21 protein-coding genes, 1 tRNA gene and 1 riboswitch are annotated in these 20,958 nt (G+C 57.6%); of the genes, 13 read left to right on the plus strand and 9 right to left on the minus strand.

Going from position 1 to position 20,958, the window contains the following annotated elements; genetic code table 11:
• Positions 1 to 221: 221 nt before the first annotated feature.
• Positions 222 to 653 (minus strand): Cd(II)/Pb(II)-responsive transcriptional regulator, encoded by a 432-nt coding sequence (gene cadR, locus Q1M54_RS11265; protein ID WP_300557255.1) that lies wholly within the window; start codon positions 651 to 653, stop codon positions 222 to 224.
• Positions 654 to 758: 105 nt separating this feature from the next.
• Between cadR and Q1M54_RS16405 the strand changes: the two genes are divergently transcribed.
• Positions 759 to 1,745 (plus strand): DUF3703 domain-containing protein, encoded by a 987-nt coding sequence (locus Q1M54_RS16405; protein WP_366146257.1) that lies wholly within the window; start codon positions 759 to 761, stop codon positions 1,743 to 1,745.
• Between the two features lie 279 nt (positions 1,746 to 2,024).
• Here Q1M54_RS16405 and Q1M54_RS11280 read toward each other — a convergent pair.
• The 6 genes from Q1M54_RS11280 to cysS all read right to left on the minus strand — a co-directional run bounded on the left by Q1M54_RS11280 (position 2,025) and on the right by cysS (position 7,603).
• Positions 2,025 to 2,117, minus strand: a tRNA-Ser gene (locus tag Q1M54_RS11280).
• An 18-nt stretch (positions 2,118 to 2,135) separates the two neighbouring features.
• On the minus strand, positions 2,136 to 3,398 hold the full coding sequence (locus tag Q1M54_RS11285) for an aspartate kinase (protein ID WP_300557256.1): 1,263 nt from the start codon (positions 3,396 to 3,398) through the stop codon (positions 2,136 to 2,138).
• A gap of 173 nt (positions 3,399 to 3,571) precedes the next feature.
• A complete protein-coding gene (gene tilS, locus Q1M54_RS11290) occupies positions 3,572 to 4,528 on the minus strand; it encodes a tRNA lysidine(34) synthetase TilS (protein ID WP_300557257.1) in 957 nt (318 codons plus the stop codon).
• 29 nt (positions 4,529 to 4,557) lie between these two features.
• Positions 4,558 to 5,532 (minus strand): acetyl-CoA carboxylase carboxyltransferase subunit alpha, encoded by a 975-nt coding sequence (locus Q1M54_RS11295; RefSeq protein ID WP_300557258.1) that lies wholly within the window; start codon positions 5,530 to 5,532, stop codon positions 4,558 to 4,560.
• A 47-nt stretch (positions 5,533 to 5,579) separates the two neighbouring features.
• Entirely contained in the window at positions 5,580 to 6,230 is a 651-nt protein-coding gene (locus Q1M54_RS11300; protein ID WP_300557259.1) for a DNA-3-methyladenine glycosylase 2 family protein, read from the minus strand.
• Positions 6,227 to 7,603, minus strand: coding sequence for a cysteine--tRNA ligase (cysS, locus tag Q1M54_RS11305; RefSeq protein WP_300557260.1), 1,377 nt, complete (start codon positions 7,601 to 7,603; stop codon positions 6,227 to 6,229). The genes Q1M54_RS11300 and cysS overlap by 4 nt, the downstream gene beginning before the upstream one ends.
• 258 nt (positions 7,604 to 7,861) lie before the next feature.
• Between cysS and Q1M54_RS11310 the strand changes: the two genes are divergently transcribed.
• The 4 genes from Q1M54_RS11310 (at position 7,862) to Q1M54_RS11325 (ending at position 10,342) form a co-directional block, all read left to right on the plus strand.
• Positions 7,862 to 8,368, plus strand: a complete 507-nt coding sequence (locus Q1M54_RS11310) for a tetratricopeptide repeat protein (protein WP_300557261.1) — start codon at positions 7,862 to 7,864, stop codon at positions 8,366 to 8,368.
• Positions 8,369 to 8,458: 90 nt separating this feature from the next.
• Complete coding sequence (locus Q1M54_RS11315) at positions 8,459 to 9,025, plus strand: peptidylprolyl isomerase (protein ID WP_300557348.1); 567 nt, start codon at positions 8,459 to 8,461, stop codon at positions 9,023 to 9,025.
• A 4-nt stretch (positions 9,026 to 9,029) separates the two neighbouring features.
• Positions 9,030 to 9,536 (plus strand): peptidylprolyl isomerase, encoded by a 507-nt coding sequence (locus Q1M54_RS11320; RefSeq protein WP_300557262.1) that lies wholly within the window; start codon positions 9,030 to 9,032, stop codon positions 9,534 to 9,536.
• Positions 9,537 to 9,547: 11 nt separating this feature from the next.
• Positions 9,548 to 10,342 carry a UDP-2,3-diacylglucosamine diphosphatase gene (locus tag Q1M54_RS11325; protein ID WP_300557263.1) on the plus strand — a complete coding sequence of 265 codons (795 nt, stop codon included), beginning with the start codon at positions 9,548 to 9,550 and terminating at the stop codon, positions 10,340 to 10,342.
• Here Q1M54_RS11325 and Q1M54_RS11330 read toward each other — a convergent pair.
• The gene (locus Q1M54_RS11330; protein WP_300557264.1) at positions 10,320 to 13,100 is read right to left on the minus strand and encodes a DUF349 domain-containing protein; all 2,781 of its coding nucleotides are present in this window, start codon (positions 13,098 to 13,100) and stop codon (positions 10,320 to 10,322) included. The two genes, Q1M54_RS11325 and Q1M54_RS11330, sit on opposite strands and share 23 nt — an antisense overlap.
• A 592-nt stretch (positions 13,101 to 13,692) precedes the next feature.
• On the opposite strand from Q1M54_RS11330, the gene Q1M54_RS11335 reads away from it, so the two are divergent.
• From Q1M54_RS11335 to nrdR, 3 genes are all read left to right on the plus strand, one after another.
• Positions 13,693 to 14,274 (plus strand): lytic transglycosylase domain-containing protein, encoded by a 582-nt coding sequence (locus Q1M54_RS11335; protein ID WP_300557265.1) that lies wholly within the window; start codon positions 13,693 to 13,695, stop codon positions 14,272 to 14,274.
• 12 nt (positions 14,275 to 14,286) lie between these two features.
• Positions 14,287 to 14,456: riboswitch (ZMP/ZTP riboswitch) on the plus strand.
• A gap of 53 nt (positions 14,457 to 14,509) precedes the next feature.
• Positions 14,510 to 15,754, plus strand: coding sequence for a serine hydroxymethyltransferase (gene glyA, locus Q1M54_RS11340; protein ID WP_300557266.1), 1,245 nt, complete (start codon positions 14,510 to 14,512; stop codon positions 15,752 to 15,754).
• A 12-nt stretch (positions 15,755 to 15,766) separates the two neighbouring features.
• Positions 15,767 to 16,216: a transcriptional regulator NrdR gene (gene nrdR, locus Q1M54_RS11345; RefSeq protein WP_019428054.1), complete on the plus strand. Its 450-nt coding sequence runs from the start codon at positions 15,767 to 15,769 to the stop codon at positions 16,214 to 16,216.
• Positions 16,217 to 16,229: 13 nt separating this feature from the next.
• Here the strand turns inward: nrdR and Q1M54_RS11350 are convergent, their stop codons facing one another.
• Positions 16,230 to 16,805 (minus strand): GspH/FimT family pseudopilin, encoded by a 576-nt coding sequence (locus Q1M54_RS11350; protein WP_300557267.1) that lies wholly within the window; start codon positions 16,803 to 16,805, stop codon positions 16,230 to 16,232.
• 92 nt (positions 16,806 to 16,897) lie between these two features.
• Here Q1M54_RS11350 and Q1M54_RS11355 point away from each other — a divergent pair, with 92 nt between their 5' ends.
• The 5 genes from Q1M54_RS11355 to ribD all read left to right on the plus strand — a co-directional run bounded on the left by Q1M54_RS11355 (position 16,898) and on the right by ribD (position 20,895).
• Positions 16,898 to 17,386 (plus strand): type IV pilin protein, encoded by a 489-nt coding sequence (locus Q1M54_RS11355; protein ID WP_300557268.1) that lies wholly within the window; start codon positions 16,898 to 16,900, stop codon positions 17,384 to 17,386.
• Positions 17,325 to 18,014, plus strand: coding sequence for a hypothetical protein (locus Q1M54_RS11360; RefSeq protein WP_300557269.1), 690 nt, complete (start codon positions 17,325 to 17,327; stop codon positions 18,012 to 18,014). Before Q1M54_RS11355 ends, Q1M54_RS11360 begins: the two co-directional genes overlap by 62 nt.
• Complete coding sequence (locus tag Q1M54_RS11365; RefSeq protein WP_300557270.1) at positions 18,011 to 19,222, plus strand: hypothetical protein; 1,212 nt, start codon at positions 18,011 to 18,013, stop codon at positions 19,220 to 19,222. The genes Q1M54_RS11360 and Q1M54_RS11365 overlap by 4 nt, the downstream gene beginning before the upstream one ends.
• Positions 19,219 to 19,680, plus strand: a complete 462-nt coding sequence (locus Q1M54_RS11370; RefSeq protein WP_300557271.1) for a prepilin-type N-terminal cleavage/methylation domain-containing protein — start codon at positions 19,219 to 19,221, stop codon at positions 19,678 to 19,680. Before Q1M54_RS11365 ends, Q1M54_RS11370 begins: the two co-directional genes overlap by 4 nt.
• 99 nt (positions 19,681 to 19,779) lie before the next feature.
• Positions 19,780 to 20,895: a bifunctional diaminohydroxyphosphoribosylaminopyrimidine deaminase/5-amino-6-(5-phosphoribosylamino)uracil reductase RibD gene (gene ribD, locus Q1M54_RS11375; RefSeq protein ID WP_300557349.1), complete on the plus strand. Its 1,116-nt coding sequence runs from the start codon at positions 19,780 to 19,782 to the stop codon at positions 20,893 to 20,895.
• Positions 20,896 to 20,958 lie beyond the last annotated feature (63 nt).

Consider the following 20,958-nt stretch of genomic DNA (forward strand, 5'->3'; position numbering starts at 1 on the left):
AATATTGAAAGAAGTCGCTGGCGGGGCAGAACATACCTCATCACAAACCGCCTAAGTTTTTGATGGGCAAGCAAATCAAGCACTTGGTGTCCGGTTCAAGTTTCTAAATGTTGAGACAGCTAATGGTTGCTGCATACTGCCAATTGGACTTGATCTTGAACTGCCTGTCCTTTCGCAGTGACTAAGAGTGAGCTTAGGCCCAAATCAAGCGAGGAACAACTTCAATCCAAAATGGCATGGCACGCGCAGGCTTCGCCATGGGCCGCAGACACTAACTCGGTCAAGATGCCGCAGGCGTGGGTCCCGCGCTCCTCAGTGCAACGCGCCCGAAGTTGCAATAACTGTTTTTCCAGTGCTTTCATGCTCTGCAGACGTGCTCGTACTTTAGCCAACTGCTGATCGACCAACAAATTAACATCCTCACACCCTTCGCCGGGCTGATCGACAAAACCCAGTAATAGGGCCACTTGGCTGAGGGACATTTCCAGTGCGCGGCAATGGCGGATGAAGGAAAGCCGCTCTAGGTGGGTGTTGTCATAGTCTCGATAGCCATTCTCTTTACGGTCAGGCTCTGGCAAAAGGCCCTGTTTTTCATAGTAGCGGATGGTTTCAATGTCGACACCTGTGGCACTGGAAAGCTGTTTGATCTGCATAGAACGCACTCCTCAAAAAGATCTTGACACTGTAGCAGCTACAGGGTTTCAAATGCTTACTTTGCAAAGGAAATCAAAATGTCAGGTCATAGCTGCGAACACGAAATGCCCGCACCCCATCAGATAGTCAACCTGGGGCGCTACCGCAAAGTGCTTTGGATTGCATTGGGTGTAAACCTGGCGATGTTCCTCGTGGAAATTGCGGCCGGCCTAGCGTCGCAGTCCCTGTCACTTCAGGCGGATGCCATTGACTTTGCGGGGGACGCAATGAACTATGGCGTATCACTAGCGATACTGACTTCAGCACTATCGTGGCGTGCCTACGCCGCGATTGGCAAGGCGATCAGCATGATGGCCTTTGGCCTGATCATCCTTGGACAAGCTTTGTGGGCCGTATGGCGCGGCAGCGTACCCGACGCCGCCGCCATGGGCGCAGTGGCCACATTGGCCCTCGTAGCCAACGTCGGCGTTGCTTGGATGCTTTACGCGTTTCGCGAGGGTGATGCCAACATGCGTAGCGTATGGTTGTGCTCGCGCAATGATGCAATCGGCAATTTGGCTGTAATTGCTGCGGCGGTAGGCGTCTTTGGCACGAGCCGCGCCTGGCCGGACTTAGCTGTAGCGAGTTTGATGGCCGCCTTGGCGCTGAGCAGCGGATGGACTGTATTACGGCACGCACGCCGCGAGATGCGGGGCAAAGCCGCGACCGATTTTGGAACTATGCAAACTAAAGAGACAACGGACCAAGGATTGCAGCAAACGACCTATAAAACGCTACGCACCCAAGCCCGCAAATGCACAGACCTTCCAGAGAAGTGGCTGTTACTGCAGGCTGCACACATCGTAGGACAGTGCTTTTTTTGGCTTCATATAGATAGCCACATCCAAATGCTGCAGCTGGCATTGCGAACGCGAGACGGGCGTGAAGCTTTGGGTCAAATTTTTCGCCTAAGCCTTGTCCCATTCGGACACCTATTGGGGCGTCTCCCCATTGGCAATCCCGGCACGGCAGATGTAAGTGCTTTTTCGACTAAGGAGATTCCTCACAGGTTGAGAAAATTGATTGCCAATGCCAAGATGCTGGCCGAATAATGGAAATATCAGGTTCAGGCCATCTCAAGAACACTTTTTTGAATGGTCACTATGGAGGGCCTGCATCAAATAAAACCGCGTGCAATCGGTACGGTTCAAATTTGGGTTTTGAACGCGCTTGGTCAAGAGGTTTTGAGCAGAAAGCCGTCTCAACAGTTCGAGTACCCCATCAAAGGGGGACTTTCTTCAAGAACGCGGGAGGCTTTGGAAGAAAAAATTCAATCAGATCAATCACTTGCAAACAGGCGTTTGAAGGATTGAAATATTGAAAGAAGTCACTGGCGGAAACGGAGGGATTCGAACCCTCGATGAGGCTCTACACCCCATACTCCCTTAGCAGGGGAGCACCTTCGGCCACTCGGTCACGTTTCCAGTGAATCAAATTATAACTTAGGCTTGATCCAGATCGAAGGCTTTGTGCAAGGCGCGCACAGCCAACTCCATGTATTTTTCATCGATCACAACCGAAGTTTTGATTTCAGATGTCGAGATCATCTGGATGTTGATGCCTTCTTCGCTCAAACTGCGGAACATCTTGCTGGCCACACCCACATGGCTGCGCATGCCAATGCCCACGATCGACACTTTGCAGATCTTGGCATCGCCCAAAACCTCGGCAGCACCCAAGGCTGGCAAGACTTTTTCCTTGAGCAGGTCAAGGGTCTTGGCGAAGTCGTTACGGTGCACGGTGAAGCTGAAGTCGGTTTTACCGTCCTTGCTCAGGTTCTGGATGATCACATCGACTTCGATGTTGGCATCGGCCACAGCGCCCAAGATTTGGTAGGCGATACCGGGCTTGTCGGGCACGCCCACCACAGAGATTTTGGCTTCGTCGCGGTTGAATGCGATGCCGGATACGACGGCTTGTTCCATTTGTTCGTCTTCCTCAAAAGTGATCAGGGTGCCGGATGCGGCTTCTTCGTTGATGTCGATGTCCCAAGGCGTGAAGCTGGACAGCACACGCATGGGCACTTTGTATTTGCCCGCAAATTCGACCGAACGGATTTGCAAGACCTTGGAGCCAAGCGACGCCATTTCCAGCATCTCTTCAAAGCTCACGGTGTGCAGGCGACGGGCTTCGGGCACCACGCGGGGGTCGGTGGTGTAAACGCCGTCTACGTCGGTGTAGATCAGGCATTCGTCGGCTTTGAGGGCAGCTGCCACGGCCACAGCCGAGGTGTCAGAGCCACCACGACCAAGCGTGGTGATGTTGCCGTTGTCGTCCACACCCTGAAAGCCGGTGATGATGACGACCTTGCCGGCGTTCAGATCGGCCATGACCTTTTCGTCATCGATCGACTGGATGCGCGCTTTGGTGAAGGCGTCGTTGGTTTTGATGGCGACTTGCCAACCGGCATAACTGACCGAGGGCTGGCCTTCGGATTGCAACGCAATGGCCAGCAGAGCTGACGAGGCCTGCTCGCCGGTGGAAGCCAGCATGTCGAGTTCGCGGCTGTAAGTGTTGTCAGGCTTGGCGGGGGCCAGCTCTTTGGCCAGGCCCAGCAGGCGGTTGGTTTCGCCGCTCATGGCGCTGGGCACCACCACGATCTGGTGGCCAGCGCGTGCCCATTTGGCCACGCGCTTGGCAACATTCCGAATGCGCTCGGTCGAGCCCATTGAAGTGCCGCCGTATTTGTGAACGATCAAAGCCATGTGTAATGCTGAAAAGAAAAATGAAACTGGTCAGCCAGAATTAAAAAACTGATTACCAGACTCGGAAAAACCCTCGATTGTACCCATCGGCCTGACTGTTTCTTGACCCCATATGCTTTGTGCCAGCACTGTGTTTGGCCAGTGAGTGTGTCGTGTGACCTTTTAAATCGAGGTCAAGCGCTGTGCCAAACCAAGTGCGCCGCGTCTCGCTCGACAAAACCCTGCCCGACTTTCAGGTGCAGCCGATGGCCTCGGGTGGTGCAGGCCTCGATTTGACCGAGCAATTCGTTCAACTGGGCGGTGCTGGGCGTGGTGCCATGCTCCTGCCGCAACCAGTGGCGAAGCACCAAGGCTTGACGGGCACGGCTGAGTTGCTGCACAGCCTGGATGCGGGGGGGGATACCGACCTCGGCAAGGTCTTGCGCAGCCACTTCGTTCAAAACTTCTTGCGCTTGAGCGGCGTGCGCTGCGCTCCGTGCAAAAGTTTCGCGGAAGGCGGGTAAGGCATGGGCCAAAGCAGGAACAACTTGTGCGCGAATGCGGTTGCGGGTGAACTTTTCATCGCTGTTGCTGGGGTCTTCGATCCAGTCTTGGCCTTGGCTGCGCAGCCATTCCCGCACCGCTGCGCCTGGCACGCCTAGCCAAGGACGGTGCCAATTCAGGCCCTGCCGCTGCCAGTGGACAGGCATGCTGGCCAGTCCCGGCAAACCGGCACCACGCGACAGCGCAATGAGCAAAGTTTCGACTTGGTCGTCAGCGTGCTGCGCCAAAACCACATCGCGCACTTCGGGCCAATCGGTGTCAAGGGCTTCGGCCAGTGCGGTGTAGCGGGCTTGGCGGGCAGCGTCTTCAGGGCTTTGGCCCGGAGCGTGCCGCGCTTGCACCCGACGAACGACAAGCGGTACGCCCAGCTGCTCACAAAGCAAGGTGCAGTGCGACTCAAAAACATCGGCGGCCGCTTGCAAACCATGGTGAATGTGCACCGCCCTCACCTGACCCGGCCAGCGATGGGCGCAAGCCAACAGCAAGGCCACTGAATCGGCTCCACCACTCAAGGCCACAGCAAAAGGAAGGCCAGGGCTGAATTGAGCCAAGGCCTGTTCGGGCATTTTTGCGGTGTGTGACGTCATGCTTGAAGCCTAAAGGCTCCGCAGCTTGTTTACTTGCCTGCTTTGGTATCGGTGAAACGGCCGTAGCTGTTCAGTCTCTCATAGCGGCGATCCAGCAACTCTTTGGGCTTCAGGTCGGCCACTTGACGCCATGCTTCACCCAGCGCACGTTTGAGAAAAGCCACCATTTGCTCGGTATCTCGATGGGCGCCGCCAATGGGTTCATTGACGATTTTGTCAATCAAACCCAAGGCTTTGAGTCGGTGCGCCGTGATGCCCAAGGCGTCTGCGGCGGTTTCGGCTTTTTCGCTGGTTTTCCACAAAATGGAGGCGCAGCCTTCCGGGCTGATGACCGAATACACAGAATACTGCAGCATCAAAACCTGGTCGGCCACCGAAATGGCCAATGCGCCACCCGAGCCGCCTTCGCCAATGATGGTGGTGATGATCGGCACTTCCAACTGGGCCATCTCGAAGATGTTGCGCCCAATGGCTTCGGACTGGCCGCGCTCTTCTGCGTCGATGCCCGGGTAGGCGCCCGGGGTGTCCACGAAGGTGAAGACCGGCAACTTGAACTTTTCGGCCGTTTTCATGAGGCGCAACGCTTTGCGGTAACCCTCGGGTTTGCTCATGCCAAAGTTGCGCATGGTGCGCTCTTTGGTGTCGCGCCCTTTTTGCTGACCCAACACCATGCAAGCTTGGCCATTGAAACGGGCCAACCCACCGACAATCGACAGGTCATCGGCGAAGTGTCGGTCGCCGTGCATTTCGACAAAATCAGTAAAGATGCCATTGATGTAGTCCAGTGTGTAAGGACGCTCCGGATGGCGAGAAATTTTGGTGACCTGCCAGGGGGTCAGGTCGCTGTAGATGTCTTTGGTCAGCTGTTGGCTTTTTTTGCTCAGTTGCTCGATTTCGAGGGTGATGTCCACCGCAGACTCGGTTTGCACGTAGCGCAATTCTTCGATCTTGGCTTCGAGTTCGGCAACGGGTTGCTCAAAGTCGAGAAATGATTTTTTGACCAAGTTTTACTCCTCAATTCATGATCAGACGGACGGCCAGCGTCCAGACCTCAATACGCGACCGGAACAGGATCCAGGGAGCGCCAAATATACCAAGTCGCCACGGTGGTGTAGGGGCTCCAAGCCTGCGCCACCTCGCGGGCATCGCTGCGGCTGACCGGCTCACCCGAAAAGTAATTGCGGCTGATGCCATTGATCAAACCCACATCGTCGAGCGGCAACACATTGGGCCGAAGCAAATGGAAGATCAGGAACATTTCTGCCGTCCAACGGCCAATGCCCCGGATAGCCACCAATTCGTCAATGATGGCTTCGTCGTCCATGTCTTGCCAGGCCTTAACGTGCAGCGCACCGGAACTGAAGTGAACGGCCAGATCGACCAAATACTCGACTTTGCGCACCGAAAGGCCTGCAGCACGCATGTCGTCTACTTTGAGCTTGAGAACGGCAGCAGGGGTCATGCGCTTGCTCAGCAAGGCAAAACGATCCCAAACCGTTTGGGCAGCTTTGACAGATATTTGTTGGCCTACGATGGACCGTGCCAAGGTCACAAAGGCATCGCCCCGAGTCTCAAGAATGGCGTTGCCAAACTGCGGAATCAGTTTTTTCATGACCCGGTCTTTTTTGGTCAGGTGCACACAGGCCTCCGCCCAATAAGCGGGCGTGACCGGCATCACCGTGGCGACCGAAGCAGCGTTCATGGCGCAGCCTCCCAAGTGGTACCGGAAGCCGAGTCTTTGAGCACAATGCCTTGCGCCAGCAAATCGTTGCGGATGCGGTCTGCCTCAGCAAAGTTTTTCGCCTTTTTGGCATCGGCCCGGGCCTGAATTTGCGCCTGAATGGCCACCTCATTCAAGCCGGCGCCCGCTTGGAGGTAGGTCGTGGGGTCGGTCTGCAGCAAACCCAGCAAGCCACCCAAAGATTTGAGCAGGCCTGCCCGCTCGGTCGAACCGCTGCGGTTGACTTCGCCTGCCAGCTCAAACAGCACCGCCACCGCTTCGGGGGTACCAAAGTCTTCGTCCATCGCCGCTTTGAAGCGTGCTGCCAGAGGATCAGCCCAATCCATGCGGACATCGGCAGGCGGTACGGCCTGTAGGGCGGTGTACAGGCGCTTTAAAGCGCCTTTGGCGTCGTTGAGGTGCACGTCGCTGTAATTGAGCGAGCTGCGGTAATGGCTGCGCACGATGAAAAAGCGCACGGTCTCCGCGTCGAATTCTTTGAGCACATCGCGGATGGTGAAAAAGTTGCCCAGGCTTTTGGACATCTTCTCGTTGTCCACATTGATGAAGCCGTTGTGCATCCAAAAGCGCGCCAGAGGCTGGCCGTTGGCGCCTTCGCTTTGGGCGATCTCGTTTTCGTGGTGCGGAAACTGCAGGTCAGCCCCGCCACCGTGGATGTCAAAGGTCTGGCCCAGCAGCTCGCAGGCCATGGCAGAGCACTCGATGTGCCAGCCGGGGCGGCCTGTGCCAAAAGGGCTGGCCCATTTCACGTCTTCGGGCTCGGAGGGCTTGGCACTCTTCCAGAGCACAAAGTCTAGAGGGTCTTGTTTGTCTGTTTCCACCGCCACACGCTCACCGGCATTCAATTCGTCCAATGACTTGCCCGACAACTTGCCGTATCCCACAAACTTGCGCACCGAATAGTTCACGTCGCCGTTGCCAGCGCGGTAAGCCAGACCATTTTGCTCCAGCGTGCCAATCATCCTGAGCATCTGGGGCACGTAGTCGGTCGCACGGGGCTCGTGTTGGGGCCGCTCAATGCCCAGCGCGTCGGCGTCCTGGTGCAGCGCCTCGATCATGCGGTCGGTCAAGCCACGGATGGTTTCGCCATTCTCCAGGGCACGTTTGATGATCTTGTCGTCGATGTCGGTCACGTTGCGCACATAAGTGACCAGGTAGCCGCTGGCTTTGAGCCAACGTTGAACCACATCGAACGCGATCATCGAGCGAGCATGGCCCAGATGGCACAGGTCGTACACGGTCATGCCGCACACGTACATGCGCACATGACCGGGCTCGGCGGTTGAAAATTCAGAGACAGCACGGCTGAGCGTGTTGAAAATGCGCAAACTCATGTTTGATGAAATGAAGTGGCGGTCAAAATCCGCACGGATCGCGAACAGCCCTTATGAATTCGGCGGATCTGCACCCAAATGCTCTGGTGAAGTCTGCGAACGCGGAACTGATGAGGGTTTGGGGCAACCAAAAAATCAGGGTGCTCCGTTACAATGGCCGCTCAGTATATCCCCGTGCCTTGGCGCCAGACGCTCTTTTGGAGTCAGGTTTTGCCTCCTTGACATTTGAGGCACACACCACTAACTTTTCGGGCTCGCATGCGTACTTGGCTGACCTTGATGGCTTTTTGCACCTTCTGGACCTTGGGTGCCAGTGCAAGAGCAGACATCTACACCGAAGTCAACGCGCTGGTCCAAAGCGGTCAGTGGCAGCCCGCACAGGCTCTTGCGGAATCCCGCCTCAAAACCACACCAACCGATCCGCAAATGCGGCTTTTGCTCAGCCACATCCAGACAGGATTGGGACAAACCCAAGCGGCCATGGACACCTTGCGGGCCTTGACCTTGTCTTTCCCTGAGTTGCCCGAGCCGCATAACAACCTTGCGGCATTGTTGGCTCGAGCCAACCGACATGAAGAGGCCTTGCTGTCATTGCAGGCTGCCGTTCAGGCCCGCCCGGATTACGCTTTGGCCCTTGAAAACATGGGCGACCTCTATTTGGCATTGGCGGCCCGAGCTTATGGACAAGCGCTCAGCTTGACCCCCTCCTTAAAACGCCTGCAAAACAAACAAGCGAACACCCAACAGGTTTTGAAAGCACCCTGAGTTGGCCTCGTCCGATCTGCCCGACATCCCTTCAACGTTATGACCACTTTCTTGAATTCTTCCCGTCGCTTGACCGGCGTTTTGCTCGCCATGGGTTTGCTTGCGCCCGTTGCCTCTTGGGCTCAAAACCCAGCACCTACCCCAGCGCCCACGAGCAAAGTCCGGATCACCACCTCCATGGGTGACATTGAAGCCGAGTTGTACGCCGACAAAGCCCCTAAAACTGTGGCCAACTTTGTGCAGTACGTGAACGACAAACACTACGACGGGACGATTTTTCACCGCGTGATCCCGGGCTTCATGGTGCAAGGCGGCGGCTATGACGCCCAGTACCGTGAGAAGAAAACCCGCGCACCAGTGGCCCATGAGGGCCGACAAGCCCTGGCTGCGGGCCTGAAAAACACCACCGGCACATTGGCCATGGCCCGCACCAACGATCCGCAATCGGCCACCTCGCAGTTTTTCATCAACGTGGTGGACAACGCGTTTTTGGACCCCAGTTTTCAGAGCTTCGGCTACACCGTTTTTGGCAAAGTCACGTCTGGTATGGACGTGCTCCAAAAAATCCGCAACACGCCCACGGGTGCAGGCGGCCCCTTCCCGACCGATGTGCCACGCACGCCGGTCGTCATTCAAACCATCACTTTGTTGAAGTAACACCATGAGCAACCCACAAGTCGAACTGCACATCACTGGCTACGGCGTCATCACCCTCGAACTGGACGCTGAAAAAGCCCCCAAGTCGACCGAAAACTTTTTGGCTTATGTGAATAAGGGCCACTACAACAACACGATTTTTCACCGAGTCATTCCCGGCTTCATGGTCCAAGGCGGTGGTTTTGAGCCCGGCATGGGCCAAAAACCCACAGATGCCACCATCGAAAACGAAGCCAACAACGGCCTGAAAAACGACAAGTACACCGTGGCCATGGCCCGCACCTCGGCGCCCCACTCTGCTTCATCACAGTTCTTCATCAACGTTGCCAAAAACGACTTTTTGAACCACACCGCCCCCTCGATGCAAGGCTGGGGCTATGCCGTGTTTGGCAAAGTGGTCAAGGGCACCGAAGTGGTAGACCAGATTGAGGGCGTGAAAACCGGCACCCGCGGCGGTCACGGTGACGTGCCCAAAGACGACGTCGTGATCGAAAAAGCCATTGCCCTTTGAGGGTTTGAGCCATGTCTGACCCGCGCACCACCTCGCCGATCTTTGGCAAGCTGACTGCGCCACAGGCATGGCAAACCGTGGATTTGATCTCGGACCTGCATTTGCAGGCTTCCGAGTCAACCACTTTTCAAGCCTGGCGTGACTACATGGCCAGCACCACTGCAGATGCGGTGTTCATCCTGGGCGACCTTTTTGAGGTTTGGGTGGGAGACGATGCCGTGGAGCAAGATCCATTTTTGGCATCCTGCGCCGAAGTTTTACGCCAAGCTGCTCACAGGATGCATCTGGCTTTCATGCCTGGCAACCGTGACTTTTTAGTGGGATCGACCTTTTTATCCAGCTGTGGCATGCATGCGCTCAGTGACCCCTGCGTACTTGAATGGGGTGCGAAACAAATTTTGCTCAGCCATGGCGATGCATTGTGTCTAGGGGATGTGGATTACCAAGCCTTCCGCGAGCAAGTCCGGGGAGATGCTTGGCAACAGGATTTTTTAGCCAAACCCCTGGCCGAGAGAGTGGCTTTGGCGCGCGCTATGCGTGCCCAAAGCGAGACACAGAAAAACTCGCAAAAGTTATACGCGGATGCAGACCCCACCATGGCCTTGAATTGGTTGAGCCTAGCGGCAGCCGACACTCTGGTGCATGGCCATACGCACCAACCCGCTGACCATCCACTGGGCACGGGGATGCGGCATGTGTTGAGCGATTGGTCGCTCGACCACGAACCCCTCAGGGCTCAAGTCTTGCGGCTCGATCAATCAGGCGGCTTGCGCCGCCTGGACATCACGAACGCAAAAGGTTTTTGAGCGCGTTTTGCAAACGACGCGCTGTCGCCTCTTCATGAGGACCGGACAACACCTGTGCCACATCTTGGGCCCATGTTTCTTTGGGGCCTGGCTGGTTGCGTTGGGTCAGCAACTGAAGTTGCAGTGCACGGCGCGCATTCAATTGATCGGCGGGTGTTGGCACTTCGGCCGCCATTTCAAGGCGCAACAACGCGTTATCGGCAGGCGCCTTGGCCTCGGCGCCAACTGCTTGAACCCAAGCCTGACGGATCGGTGCAGGGACAGCTTTGCCCAATTCTTGCGAGGTCGGCAATGCATCGGCCTGACGCTCTTGCCATGCCCCCATCAAACGGGTCAAGGTTTCGCCATGCGCTTGTGCAGCGAGTTTGCGCAGCGACATTTCGGCGCGCTCCATGGCCTCTCGCTGGGCGCGGAAGGCCGCGTCACCCAAACGTGGGCCACGGTCTTCGCGGAAATCGCCACGCGGCGCACGGTCAGCGAATCGGTCACCGCCACGGCCGGGGCCAGGGCCACGGTCGGCTCCCGGTCGCACACCACGCTCGCCTGGGCGTGCGTCTCGGCGACCGTCACGACCGGACGGGGCCTCTGTACGCTTTTGCCCAGGTCGGTCGTCACCACGAACCGCGATCACAGGTTTGGCGGGCTTGATCGCAGCCGCTGGGGCTGGCACTGGCGTCTGTTCACTGACTTCATCCGTTTTGGATGGGTCAGCGCCATTTTGTGCTTCTTCGGCAGGCGCCACATCGGAAGCATCCTCCGCAGCCGAATCTTTGTCTGTGTCAAGAACAGGCTCTGCGGCAACGACCTGCACCGCTGGCGCGGAGACCGGAGCCGACTGCCCAGCTTTGGCCTGCAAGGCTTGCCCGCGCAAAGCAGCGTCTAAAGCGGCCATGGCAGCGCGAATTTGGGACACATCGCCACTCGCATTGGCGGCATCAAGGGCTTTGGACGCTTCAATGACAGCACGGTCGTGGTCACTGACCGGGGCAGCAGTTTGTGGGCGGTCAGCGCCTTTGCGCTGAAAAGCTTCGTCCAATGGGGCACGGAAGACTTCCCACAATTTTTGTTCTGTTTTGCGGTCCAAAGGCACCGACTGCGCCTCAACCTGCCAGCGTTGCTGCAGCGCTTTGACCGCGTCGATGCGCAAGGCAGGGGCAGCACCCACCTCTTGGGCTTCCTGAATCAAGGCATGGCGTCGCTCGATGCTGGCCTTTTGGGCCGCCTCAAGCCGAGCAGCCGCCGCTTTAAAAATACCTTTCCACTGGCTTTGCATTTCGCCAAAGGCTTTTTCGCTCAAGTGACCTGCGTTGCGCCACCGGTCGGCAAACTGGTGCAGCGCTCGCAACTGGGCGCGCCAATCGTCACTTTCGACATGGGCAGCGGTCCATGCCTTGACTTCGTCCATCAGAGCAACGCGCTGAGCTCGCTGATCGGCCGAGTCCTTTTTCATCTGCTCAAGCCAAGCCAGCACGGCTTTATATGCCTCGTTGCATGCTGCATCGAAACGCTTCCAAAGAGCATGGTTGGGCAAGCCACCTTGGTCGATCTGCTTCCAACCGTCACGCAATTGACGCAACTTGTCTTGCATCTTGCGTCCACCCACGGTGGGTACTTTGTGATCGTCCAGCAAAGCTTCGGCTTGGGTCACCAAGTCAAGACGAACTTGATCGGCCAACCAGCGCTGCCAGCCCTCAGCATCACCTGCGGCCTTCAGGGCCAGGTGCAGGCGCTCATCCAAACTGGTGTCCAGATTTTTGCCATGCGTTTTGAGTGCGTTGCGCAAAGCGATGCAAGCCTCGGGCAGCGCAGCGCCTTGGTTTTCGGTGATTTGTTTTTCAAGGCTTACCAGCTCGTGGGTCACTGTTTGGAGCGCCAGCTCCCGCATGGCTTGGCGTTGGGCTGGGTCAATCTTGGGTTTGACTGTTTTTTCCGCTTTATCCGACTTTTCGGCTCCGGGCTGGACCGGGTTGGAGGTGGTCACCGCAGGGGCATGGACCGCTTCACCACGCTGACGGCGAATCTCGTCGGCCCAAACAGGTACGGGTGGTAAGGCTGAGCTGGCGTCGGACAAGGCCAGATTCGCCAGTGCGAGCGCAGCAGAAAAACCATCCCAAACCGCTTGCATCTGCTTACCAGCGGCATCCAATTGGTTGGGGTATTTGAGGTCAACGCTCGGCCAAACGGCACTGACAGTCAACGATTGGGCCTGAGTTTGCCACTGTGCCACATCATTTAGCAATCCGGCATGCCCATGTTCGGCTTCGGCTATTGGCTTGGTCGACAAGACCTCGATGCGCTGCGCCAACAAGACTGCCGATTCGCGTTGCACCATGACTTGATGTTGCAGGTCTTCAACACCTTTAACCACCTCAACCAACTTGACTTTGAGGCTGGCTAAGGGCTCGCGCGACAAGGGCGCCCCTGCTTTGGCAGCGTCGCGCTGCCAAGCCAATGCATCGGCCATATTGAGTCGAGGTGCCGACAAAATCAGCTCCGCTTTTTGGGCCCAATCACTGGCCAGTGCTTCCTGTCCGTGGCTGCGCTTGATCTCGTCAATTTTTTCCTTGAGCTGTTTGGCCACCCCTTTGTCTTTGGACGACAACTCACGGTAAACCTCATGTAACAAGGCTTCGTTAGGCCCAGTCTGGAGCCACTCGCGCAAACGAGCACTTCGATCGCCCGAGGTGGTGGCTTGAAAGATCCCGGCAGTCAACGGGTCGAGGTTGGCGAGATCGAGGGGCTTGGAGGGATTGGTCACGGTAAAGGCTTTAAAACACAAGGCATGCCGGGCTGGCAACACGCTCGACCAAATCTTGCGCACGCGCTAAGAGATCTGGACAGACATAAAACGCATATTTTCGCCGGTATTTCATGCCCGGCGTGTGTTGAACCACTTTCCTTTGCAATCTCTGTTGATTATTGACCCGCCGCATACCCTTTATTCCAAAAAATACATTTAATTTCACATTGATATTCCAATTTAAAAGTTTATTTACCCTAGAATCGCGCATCCCAGAAATCTAGGGATAACCCGCAATGGTCGCCAATACGGCGGCTTGAGCCCAAGTGATCAGCACTTGTGGCCACCGACCCATCCACCCACTTGAATGAACGCCCCTGAGTGCGTGGTGAGTTCTTGGCATAAGAGTAACAACGTGATCTACCCACTGAAAAAGAATCCTCAAGAAAGTCACCTCCACAAAGGTCTTTTGAGTTTGACCCGCCACGGCTTCGCCCTGCTCGGCTTGGCGGGCTTGGCACTTGTTTTTGTTTTTTTGAGCCAGCCCGATTGGCGATACAGCGCCAGCCACAGACTGATCAACTGGCTTGACGCTAGGCAGGACGCAGCAATGGAACACCCCAGCGCCGCACACGCCGATCTCGTCCCAGTGTCTTTGGATACTGCAAATACCGTGGCTTTGACGGAAGAGCAACAAGCTATCACCCTTTGGTTGAGCCGCAGGTACAAGCTCTCACCAGAACCCTTGGGTGGCCTGGTCTCTGAGGCATGGGCGCTGGGAGATCGCATTCAGATTTCACCCACTTTGCTGTTGGCAGTGATGGCGATTGAATCTCGATTCAACCCCTTTGCCTCTGGCCCCCAAGGCGGCATGGGCCTGATGCAAATCGAACCACTGGCTCAGCAAAGCGCTTTGTTACCTTTTGGAGGCCACCTGGCAGCGTTTGACCCCTTGACCAACTTACGCGTTGGCGCTCGTCACCTTCAAACGCTCATTGAGAAAAGCACCTCGGTCGAATCGGCTTTGCATCTGTATGCCACAAGCTCTGGTCAGCCCAACGGAGCCGAATACGCCACCCGGGTATTGGCCAAGCAACAGCAGCTGGAAACCATGTCACGCACATCCAAAAGCATGGAAGTGGCACAAAACAGCCGTCTCCAGACCCCAACTGGAAGCAATTTCAGGCACTGACTGGGCTACACTCCTCGGGTGCGCGACTGGCGATAGGAGCCTGTTTTGAACCCAAAACAGACCACTCTGACGTGGAACGTGGCGGCCAATTTGGACCGCCCCAGAACCACTGGGAAGCGCACAGCCTGCCTGGATTGCATCTTGCCCGGCACGGTTTCAAGCCGTTCGCCTGGGCAGCCCTTGTCGGTCACCCTCACAGGTCACCTGCCAAGGTTCCATCACCCGAAGGACTGCCATGTACAACCGCAACACACTCATTGAACAAACCGATCCCGAGCTTTACGCCGCCATCCAATCTGAGAACGCCCGTCAAGAACACCACATCGAACTGATCGCCAGCGAAAACTACGCCTCGCCCGCCGTCATGGCTGCTCAGGGTAGCCAGCTCACCAACAAATACGCCGAAGGCTACCCCGGCAAGCGCTACTACGGTGGCTGCGAGTACGTGGACGTGGCCGAACAGTTGGCCATTGACCGCATCAAACAAATCTTTGGTGCAGAAGCCGCCAATGTGCAGCCGCATTGCGGCGCCTCGGCCAATGAGGCCGTGTTCCTGGCTTTCTTGAAACCCGGTGACACCATCATGGGCATGAGCCTGGCCGAAGGCGGTCACCTGACCCACGGCATGCCGCTGAACATGTCGGGCAAATGGTTCAACGTGGTCTCCTATGGTTTGGACGCCAACGAAGCCATCGACTACGACGCCATGGAAGCCAAGGCCCGCGAAACCAAACCCAAGCTGATCATTGCAGGCGCTTCAGCCTACTCGTTGCACATCGACTGGGCGCGCTTTGCCAAAGTGGCCAAAGAAGTCGGCGCCATCTTTTTGGTGGACATGGCCCACTACGCGGGTTTGATTGCCGCAGGCGTCTACCCCAACCCCGTACCGCACGCCGATGTGGTCACTTCGACCACCCACAAGAGCTTGCGTGGTCCCCGTGGCGGCATCATCCTGATGAAGGCCGAGCACGAAAAAGCCATCAACAGCGCGATCTTCCCCGGCCTGCAAGGCGGCCCGCTCATGCATGTGATAGCCGCCAAAGCCGTGGCCTTCAAAGAAGCCATGGCGCCTGATTTCAAGGCCTATCAAGCCCAAGTCATCAAAAACGCTCAAATCATTGCCGAGACTTTGACGCAGCGCGGCCTGCGCATCGTGAGTGGCGGCACGCAAAGCCACGTCATGCTGGTGGACCTGCGGCCCAAGGGCATTACCGGTAAAGTGGCCGAAGCCGCTTTGGGTAACGCCCACATGACGATCAACAAGAACGCCATCCCGAATGACCCTGAAAAGCCGTTTGTCACCAGCGGCGTGCGCATTGGCACCCCGGCCATGACCACCCGTGGTTTCAAGGACGAAGAAGCTCGAGCCACGGCCCACCTGATTGCCGACGTGCTGGACAACCCGCTGGACGAAGCCAACCTGGCCACTGTGCGCGCCAAGGTGCACGCCCTGACCAGCCGCTTCCCGGTTTACGGTTGATCGAGGCGCACCATGAAATGCCCATTTTGTGGTCACCTCGAAACCCAAGTGGTGGAGACGCGGCTGGCCGAAGACGGGGACTTCATACGTCGGCGCCGCCAGTGCGGCGCCTGCGAAAAACGCTTCACCACCTACGAAAAGCCCGAGGTCAGCTTTCCGGCCATCGTCAAAAAAGATGGCCGGCGCATCGACTACCAACGCGACAAGTTATTGGCCAGCTTGCGCTTGGCCTTGCGCAAGCGACCGGTGAGCATCGAACAGGTGGACGGGGCGATTGAGCGCATCGAAGAAAAACTCCTCAATCTGGGCATCCGTGAGGTGGCATCGCACCGCATTGGCGAGTTGGTCATGCGCGAATTGAAAAAACTCGACAAAGTGGCCTATGTGCGCTTTGCGAGCGTTTACCGAAACTTCGAGGACATCGACGCCTTCAAGACCTTGGTGGACGAAGTGCAGCGCTGACAACCCTCAGCCCTCACGAGCAAAGCTGCACCTCGTAAGCCTCAATTCTGGGTCGGCCCAGTGCGTTCACCACAACTTGCCAGCCCTGATTTGAACCTGCTCTGCAAAAGCGCCAAGTTCCGGCCATGAACGCACCGTTGGCACTGGCACTTCGACCTTCTGCGTTATAAGAAAAATAGGTTTTCACCGTGTTGCTCACCACCACCTGCATGGCAAGTGGCACTGCGGGTCTGGCCTCTATCAGCACTTCCCCTGAATCCCGCAGGCCATTGTGGTTGGCATCGGCAAACACCAGCCAGCCTTGATGCCAGCGACCCAGCGTGTCGCATTGGGCTTCCAAGCCTTGAGCGCAAAGGCTCACCCGTTGCTGTCTTCGCAAAGCCTCCGAGCGGGCCAAGACCAAACTGTTCAAAAAAGCCTCTCCTTGGCCTTGCAACTGCTGACGTGCCTGCAGCCCCGACAGGGTTGGGGCTGCCAAGCCCACCAAAATCCCCAACAAAGCCATCGCCACCAAGGCCTCCAGCAAGGTAAAGCCATGCCAATGGGTTTGGCTTTGGGGCGAGGCGGAATCCAGCACGGAAAGCGGCATGTTCAGGCAACAGTTTTGGGGAACGTGGTCTGAAACTGTACAAGATGAATACAAAAAGCCACAATTGAATCAACTCAAGAGGTGGTCACGCCATGCAACGGTTAAACGCCAAGCCCCAAAAACTGAGCTCTGTACCCCAAGCATTTAGCTTTCGAGCGGCCGATAACCGAGGCTGGACCTTGACCGAAATGCTGATTTGTCTGGCAGTGCTCGGCATACTGGCCGCGATGGCCCTGCCCGCTTACCAAGAACAACAGCGGCTGGCTCGCCGCAGCGACGGTCAAGCGGCCTTGCTGAAGCTGCAAACCGACCAAGCCCGTTGGCGCAGCATGCACGACAGCCATGCCCAAACCCTGCAGGCCCTGGGTTGGCCGAGTGACCTGTCTCCCTTGGGGCATTACCGCATCCGCTTGGTCGAAAGCACGGCGAACGCCTTCACCGCACAGGCCATTGCCTTAGGTGCTCAAGCCGCAGACCACCCCTGCACACCCTTGCAGTTGCGCTGGCAAGGCAGTGCCCATGTGGTGCTTGGCTCAGGCGCATCGCCTGACAGCGATGTGGCGCGCTGCTGGCGACGTTAGCGCCATGGCCAAAAGGGTTGAAAAAGGGGAGACCTTGATGGGCCTGATGGTGGGCTTGTCGGTGGGATTGGTCGTGCTGACCGGTGGCAGCAGTCTGCTGAGCCAGCATTTACGCGGGCATCGGATGGCCTGGCAAGACAGCCATCTGAACCATGAATTGCGCGTCGCCGCAGATTGGATGGGGCGCGAACTGCGCAAAGCCCAATACACGGCCAAGGCTTGGGAAACCCGCTCCCCTACCCTTTGCGATGACACTTTTTGCGATGGCTTCGAGGACTTCAGCATCGAAGGCAACTGGATTGATTTCAGCCACGACCGAAACCACAACGGGGAGCAAGACAACGACGAATGCATGGGCTTTCGCCTCTCGGGCACCACATTGCAAGCCAAAAGATCTTGCAACAGCAGTGGCGATTGGCAGGCAATGAGCCACAGCCAAACCGTGCACATCACCGACTTGGCCTGGCAACTGCAATGCGACCAGCACCAAGGCTGGCTGCGCCGCAGCGTGCAGATGACCCTCAAAGCCCAATGGCCCAGTGATGCGTCTCGGCACATCACCCTGTCCAAAATCGTGCACTTGCGCAACGACATACCTGCCAGCCAACAAGCGCTGTTTTGCCCATGACCGCTCATCCCTTTTGTCCGAGACAAAATGGCGCTGTCACTTTGATGGTGGCCGTTGGTTTGGTGCTGTTGGCCAGTCTGACCAGTTTGTACAGCGCGCGAACAGTGCTGTTCGACCAACTCGCCAGCCACAACCACGCGCGCGCCGCACAAGCGCGCTTGGCTGCAGGCATGGTTCTGGCCCAAGCTCAAAGCACGGTCGCGAGCACGCCTTTGCTGGACTTGTTGGCGATTCAATCGACCTGCCCCTCTGGTGTATCGGGTTTGGGCTGGCAATGCAGCGATATGGGCACTGCTGAGCATCCAGACATGCCGGGGGTACAAGGGCATGCCACCGCCGTGCGCGATTTGCTGATGTCGCCTCATGTCATCACCTTGCATGCCAGCGCCAGCCACAGCGGGCAAGGCAGCCAAGCCCACATGCGCGAGAGCCTTTTTGTGCCCGCCGTGGCACCCGCCCCCAGCTTGGCCAGCCCAGCGGCTGTGGTCACTCAAGGCTGCATCAGTGAAGCACTTGGAGCCCAGCTGCGGATCTGCCCCTTGGTGAGCCGAGGAGAAAGCTGCAGCGGTACAGCCAAAGCCCCGGTGGTTCAAACCCATTTTGTGGTGGACACCAACGGCAATGGCCTCATCAACACGGCAGAGAGAAACGCCTGTCTGGCACTGCGCACGGTCAGCATGCCTGGCGGGGGCACCCGCACTGGCCCCAGCACAGCCGGGACGCGCAGCCCTTGTCTGCGCAAAGCCTGGGCCAGTGTGTTGGGCTCCATTGAAGACGCACAGTTGAAAGCTTGGTCCCAGGCTCAGGAGCGCAAGGGCCTGACCGCGCAAACCTCTCCTCCTCGCTCTATTTATTGGATCGACAGCCCTGCGGACTGGCACACCAGTGTGGGCACCCCTGAGATTCCGGCTTTGTTGGTGTTTTCAGCCCTGGCCTGCGCCCAGCGGTGTCCTCGCATCGGTTCAGGGGTGCGCATCATGGGAAGCGTGTTACTGGATTCGGGCTGCAACGACGAGAAAATGCGCGGCTGGGAAGGCGGCCAAATAGAAGGCCAACTGGTGGTTGAATCGGGCATGCCCGAGTGGCGCTCGGGCACGGTTATTGCCACCCCACAAGGCCGAGACGCTTATATTTTGAATTGGCCCGAAGGCATCGATGCCCGCCGAATTCAACGCATCAACGGCAGTTGGAGCGAGGGTTCGCCATGAAACCCTCATGGGGCGCATGGCGGCCTGCACAGCAGCAAGGCATGGCTTTGGTCGAAGCGCTCATCGCCTCAGCCGTCTTGGCCATCGGTTTGATGGGCGCCGCTCAACTCTCGCTCAAATCACAGCAAACGGCCACCGAAAACCTGCAAAACACCGTGGGCCAAATGCTGGCACTCGAGGCCATGGATTGTCTGCAGGCTCAGGCCCATAACCCAACCGCTTGTCCGGCGCAGCAAAGCATCGTGGTGCAGGGCGTCCGCTACACCCGGCAAGCCCAGATTTTGCCTCGAGGGCAGTCCACCGATCTGCTGGTGCAGGTGACTTGGCCCAACAGACGATTGAGTGGTGCCTCAGCAGATGGGTTAAACGCCAACTCAAGCGCCCATTCGGACCCACAGATCTCTTGGCGCAGCAGCGTGAGCACCTTGCCTTCTTGGGTTGGCGTATCCTCGCCTTGATGCCCTTGCGCTGATGACACTGCGCTGAAGCGCTTTTCTTGATTTTTGAACCCAACGACCGTGCCCCCAACCCCAAGTCCCATCCCACCCACCCCGCCCATGCAGCAGGCGCTGGCTTTGGCCGCCCAAGCCTTGTGGCTGACCTCACCCAACCCCCGCGTAGGCTGCGTGATCACGGCCCCTGACGGCACTGTGCTGGGCCAAGGCCACACGCAGCGCGCTGGCGGGCCCCACGCCGAAATCATGGCCCTGAGAGATGCGGCAGAGCACGGGCACAGTGTGCAAGGCGCCACCGCTTGGGTCACGCTCGAGCCCTGCGCCCACCATGGTCGAACTGGGCCGTGTTGCGATGCCCTGGCCGCAGCCGGCATCGTCCGCGTGGTCTTGGCCATGGTCGACCCCAACCCATTGGTCGCTGGACAAGGTATGGCCAGACTGGCCGCATCAGGGGTGCAAACCGAGTTGCTGGATGCGCAAAGCGAAGCCGCACTTCAAGCCCGCGAACTGAACATCGGTTTTTTCAGCCGCATGGAACGTGAACAGCCTTGGGTGCGCATGAAAATGGCCACCTCGCTGGACGGACAAACCGCTTTGCAAAATGGCCAAAGCCAATGGATCACCAGCCCCGAAGCCCGCGCCGATGGCCACGCTTGGCGTGCACGCGCCTGTGCGGTACTGACCGGCATTGGCACGGTGCTTGAAGACGATCCTCAGTTGAACGTGCGCGGATTCGATGTGCCGCGCCAACCGCATCTGGTGGTGGTCGACAGCAAGCTGGACATGCCCCTGAACGCCAAACTGCTGGACACCCAAGGCTCGGGCGAGCAAGCACGCCAGATCTGGATTTACACCGCCATCGACCTCAACAACCCACTGCAAGCCGAAAAACGCGCAGCCCTTGCCGCACGCGGCGCCACCGTGATCGACCAGCCCAGCCCCAACGGCAAGGTCGATCTCGCCGCGATGCTGCGCGACTTGGCTCGGCGAGAGATCAACGAACTGCATGTCGAAGCGGGGTACAAACTCAACGGATCTTTCATCCGAGGAGGACTGGTGGACGAATACCTGATCTACACCGCCCCCCAATTGCTCGGTCCCGGCCAAGGTATGGCCAACATGCCTGCGCTGACAGCGCTCAAAGACTCGGTGAAACTGGCGTTCCACACCGTGGACCGCATCGGTCCCGATCTTCGCGTGTTGCTGCGCAAAGCCTGAAAGACCTGGGCGAGACAGCCTGAAACTGACCCCTCAAGCCACAATGACAGCTCTTCTTTGTCG

Source organism: Limnohabitans sp. Rim8 (genome assembly GCF_943326455.1).
Lineage (GTDB): Bacteria > Pseudomonadota > Gammaproteobacteria > Burkholderiales > Burkholderiaceae_C > Limnohabitans_A.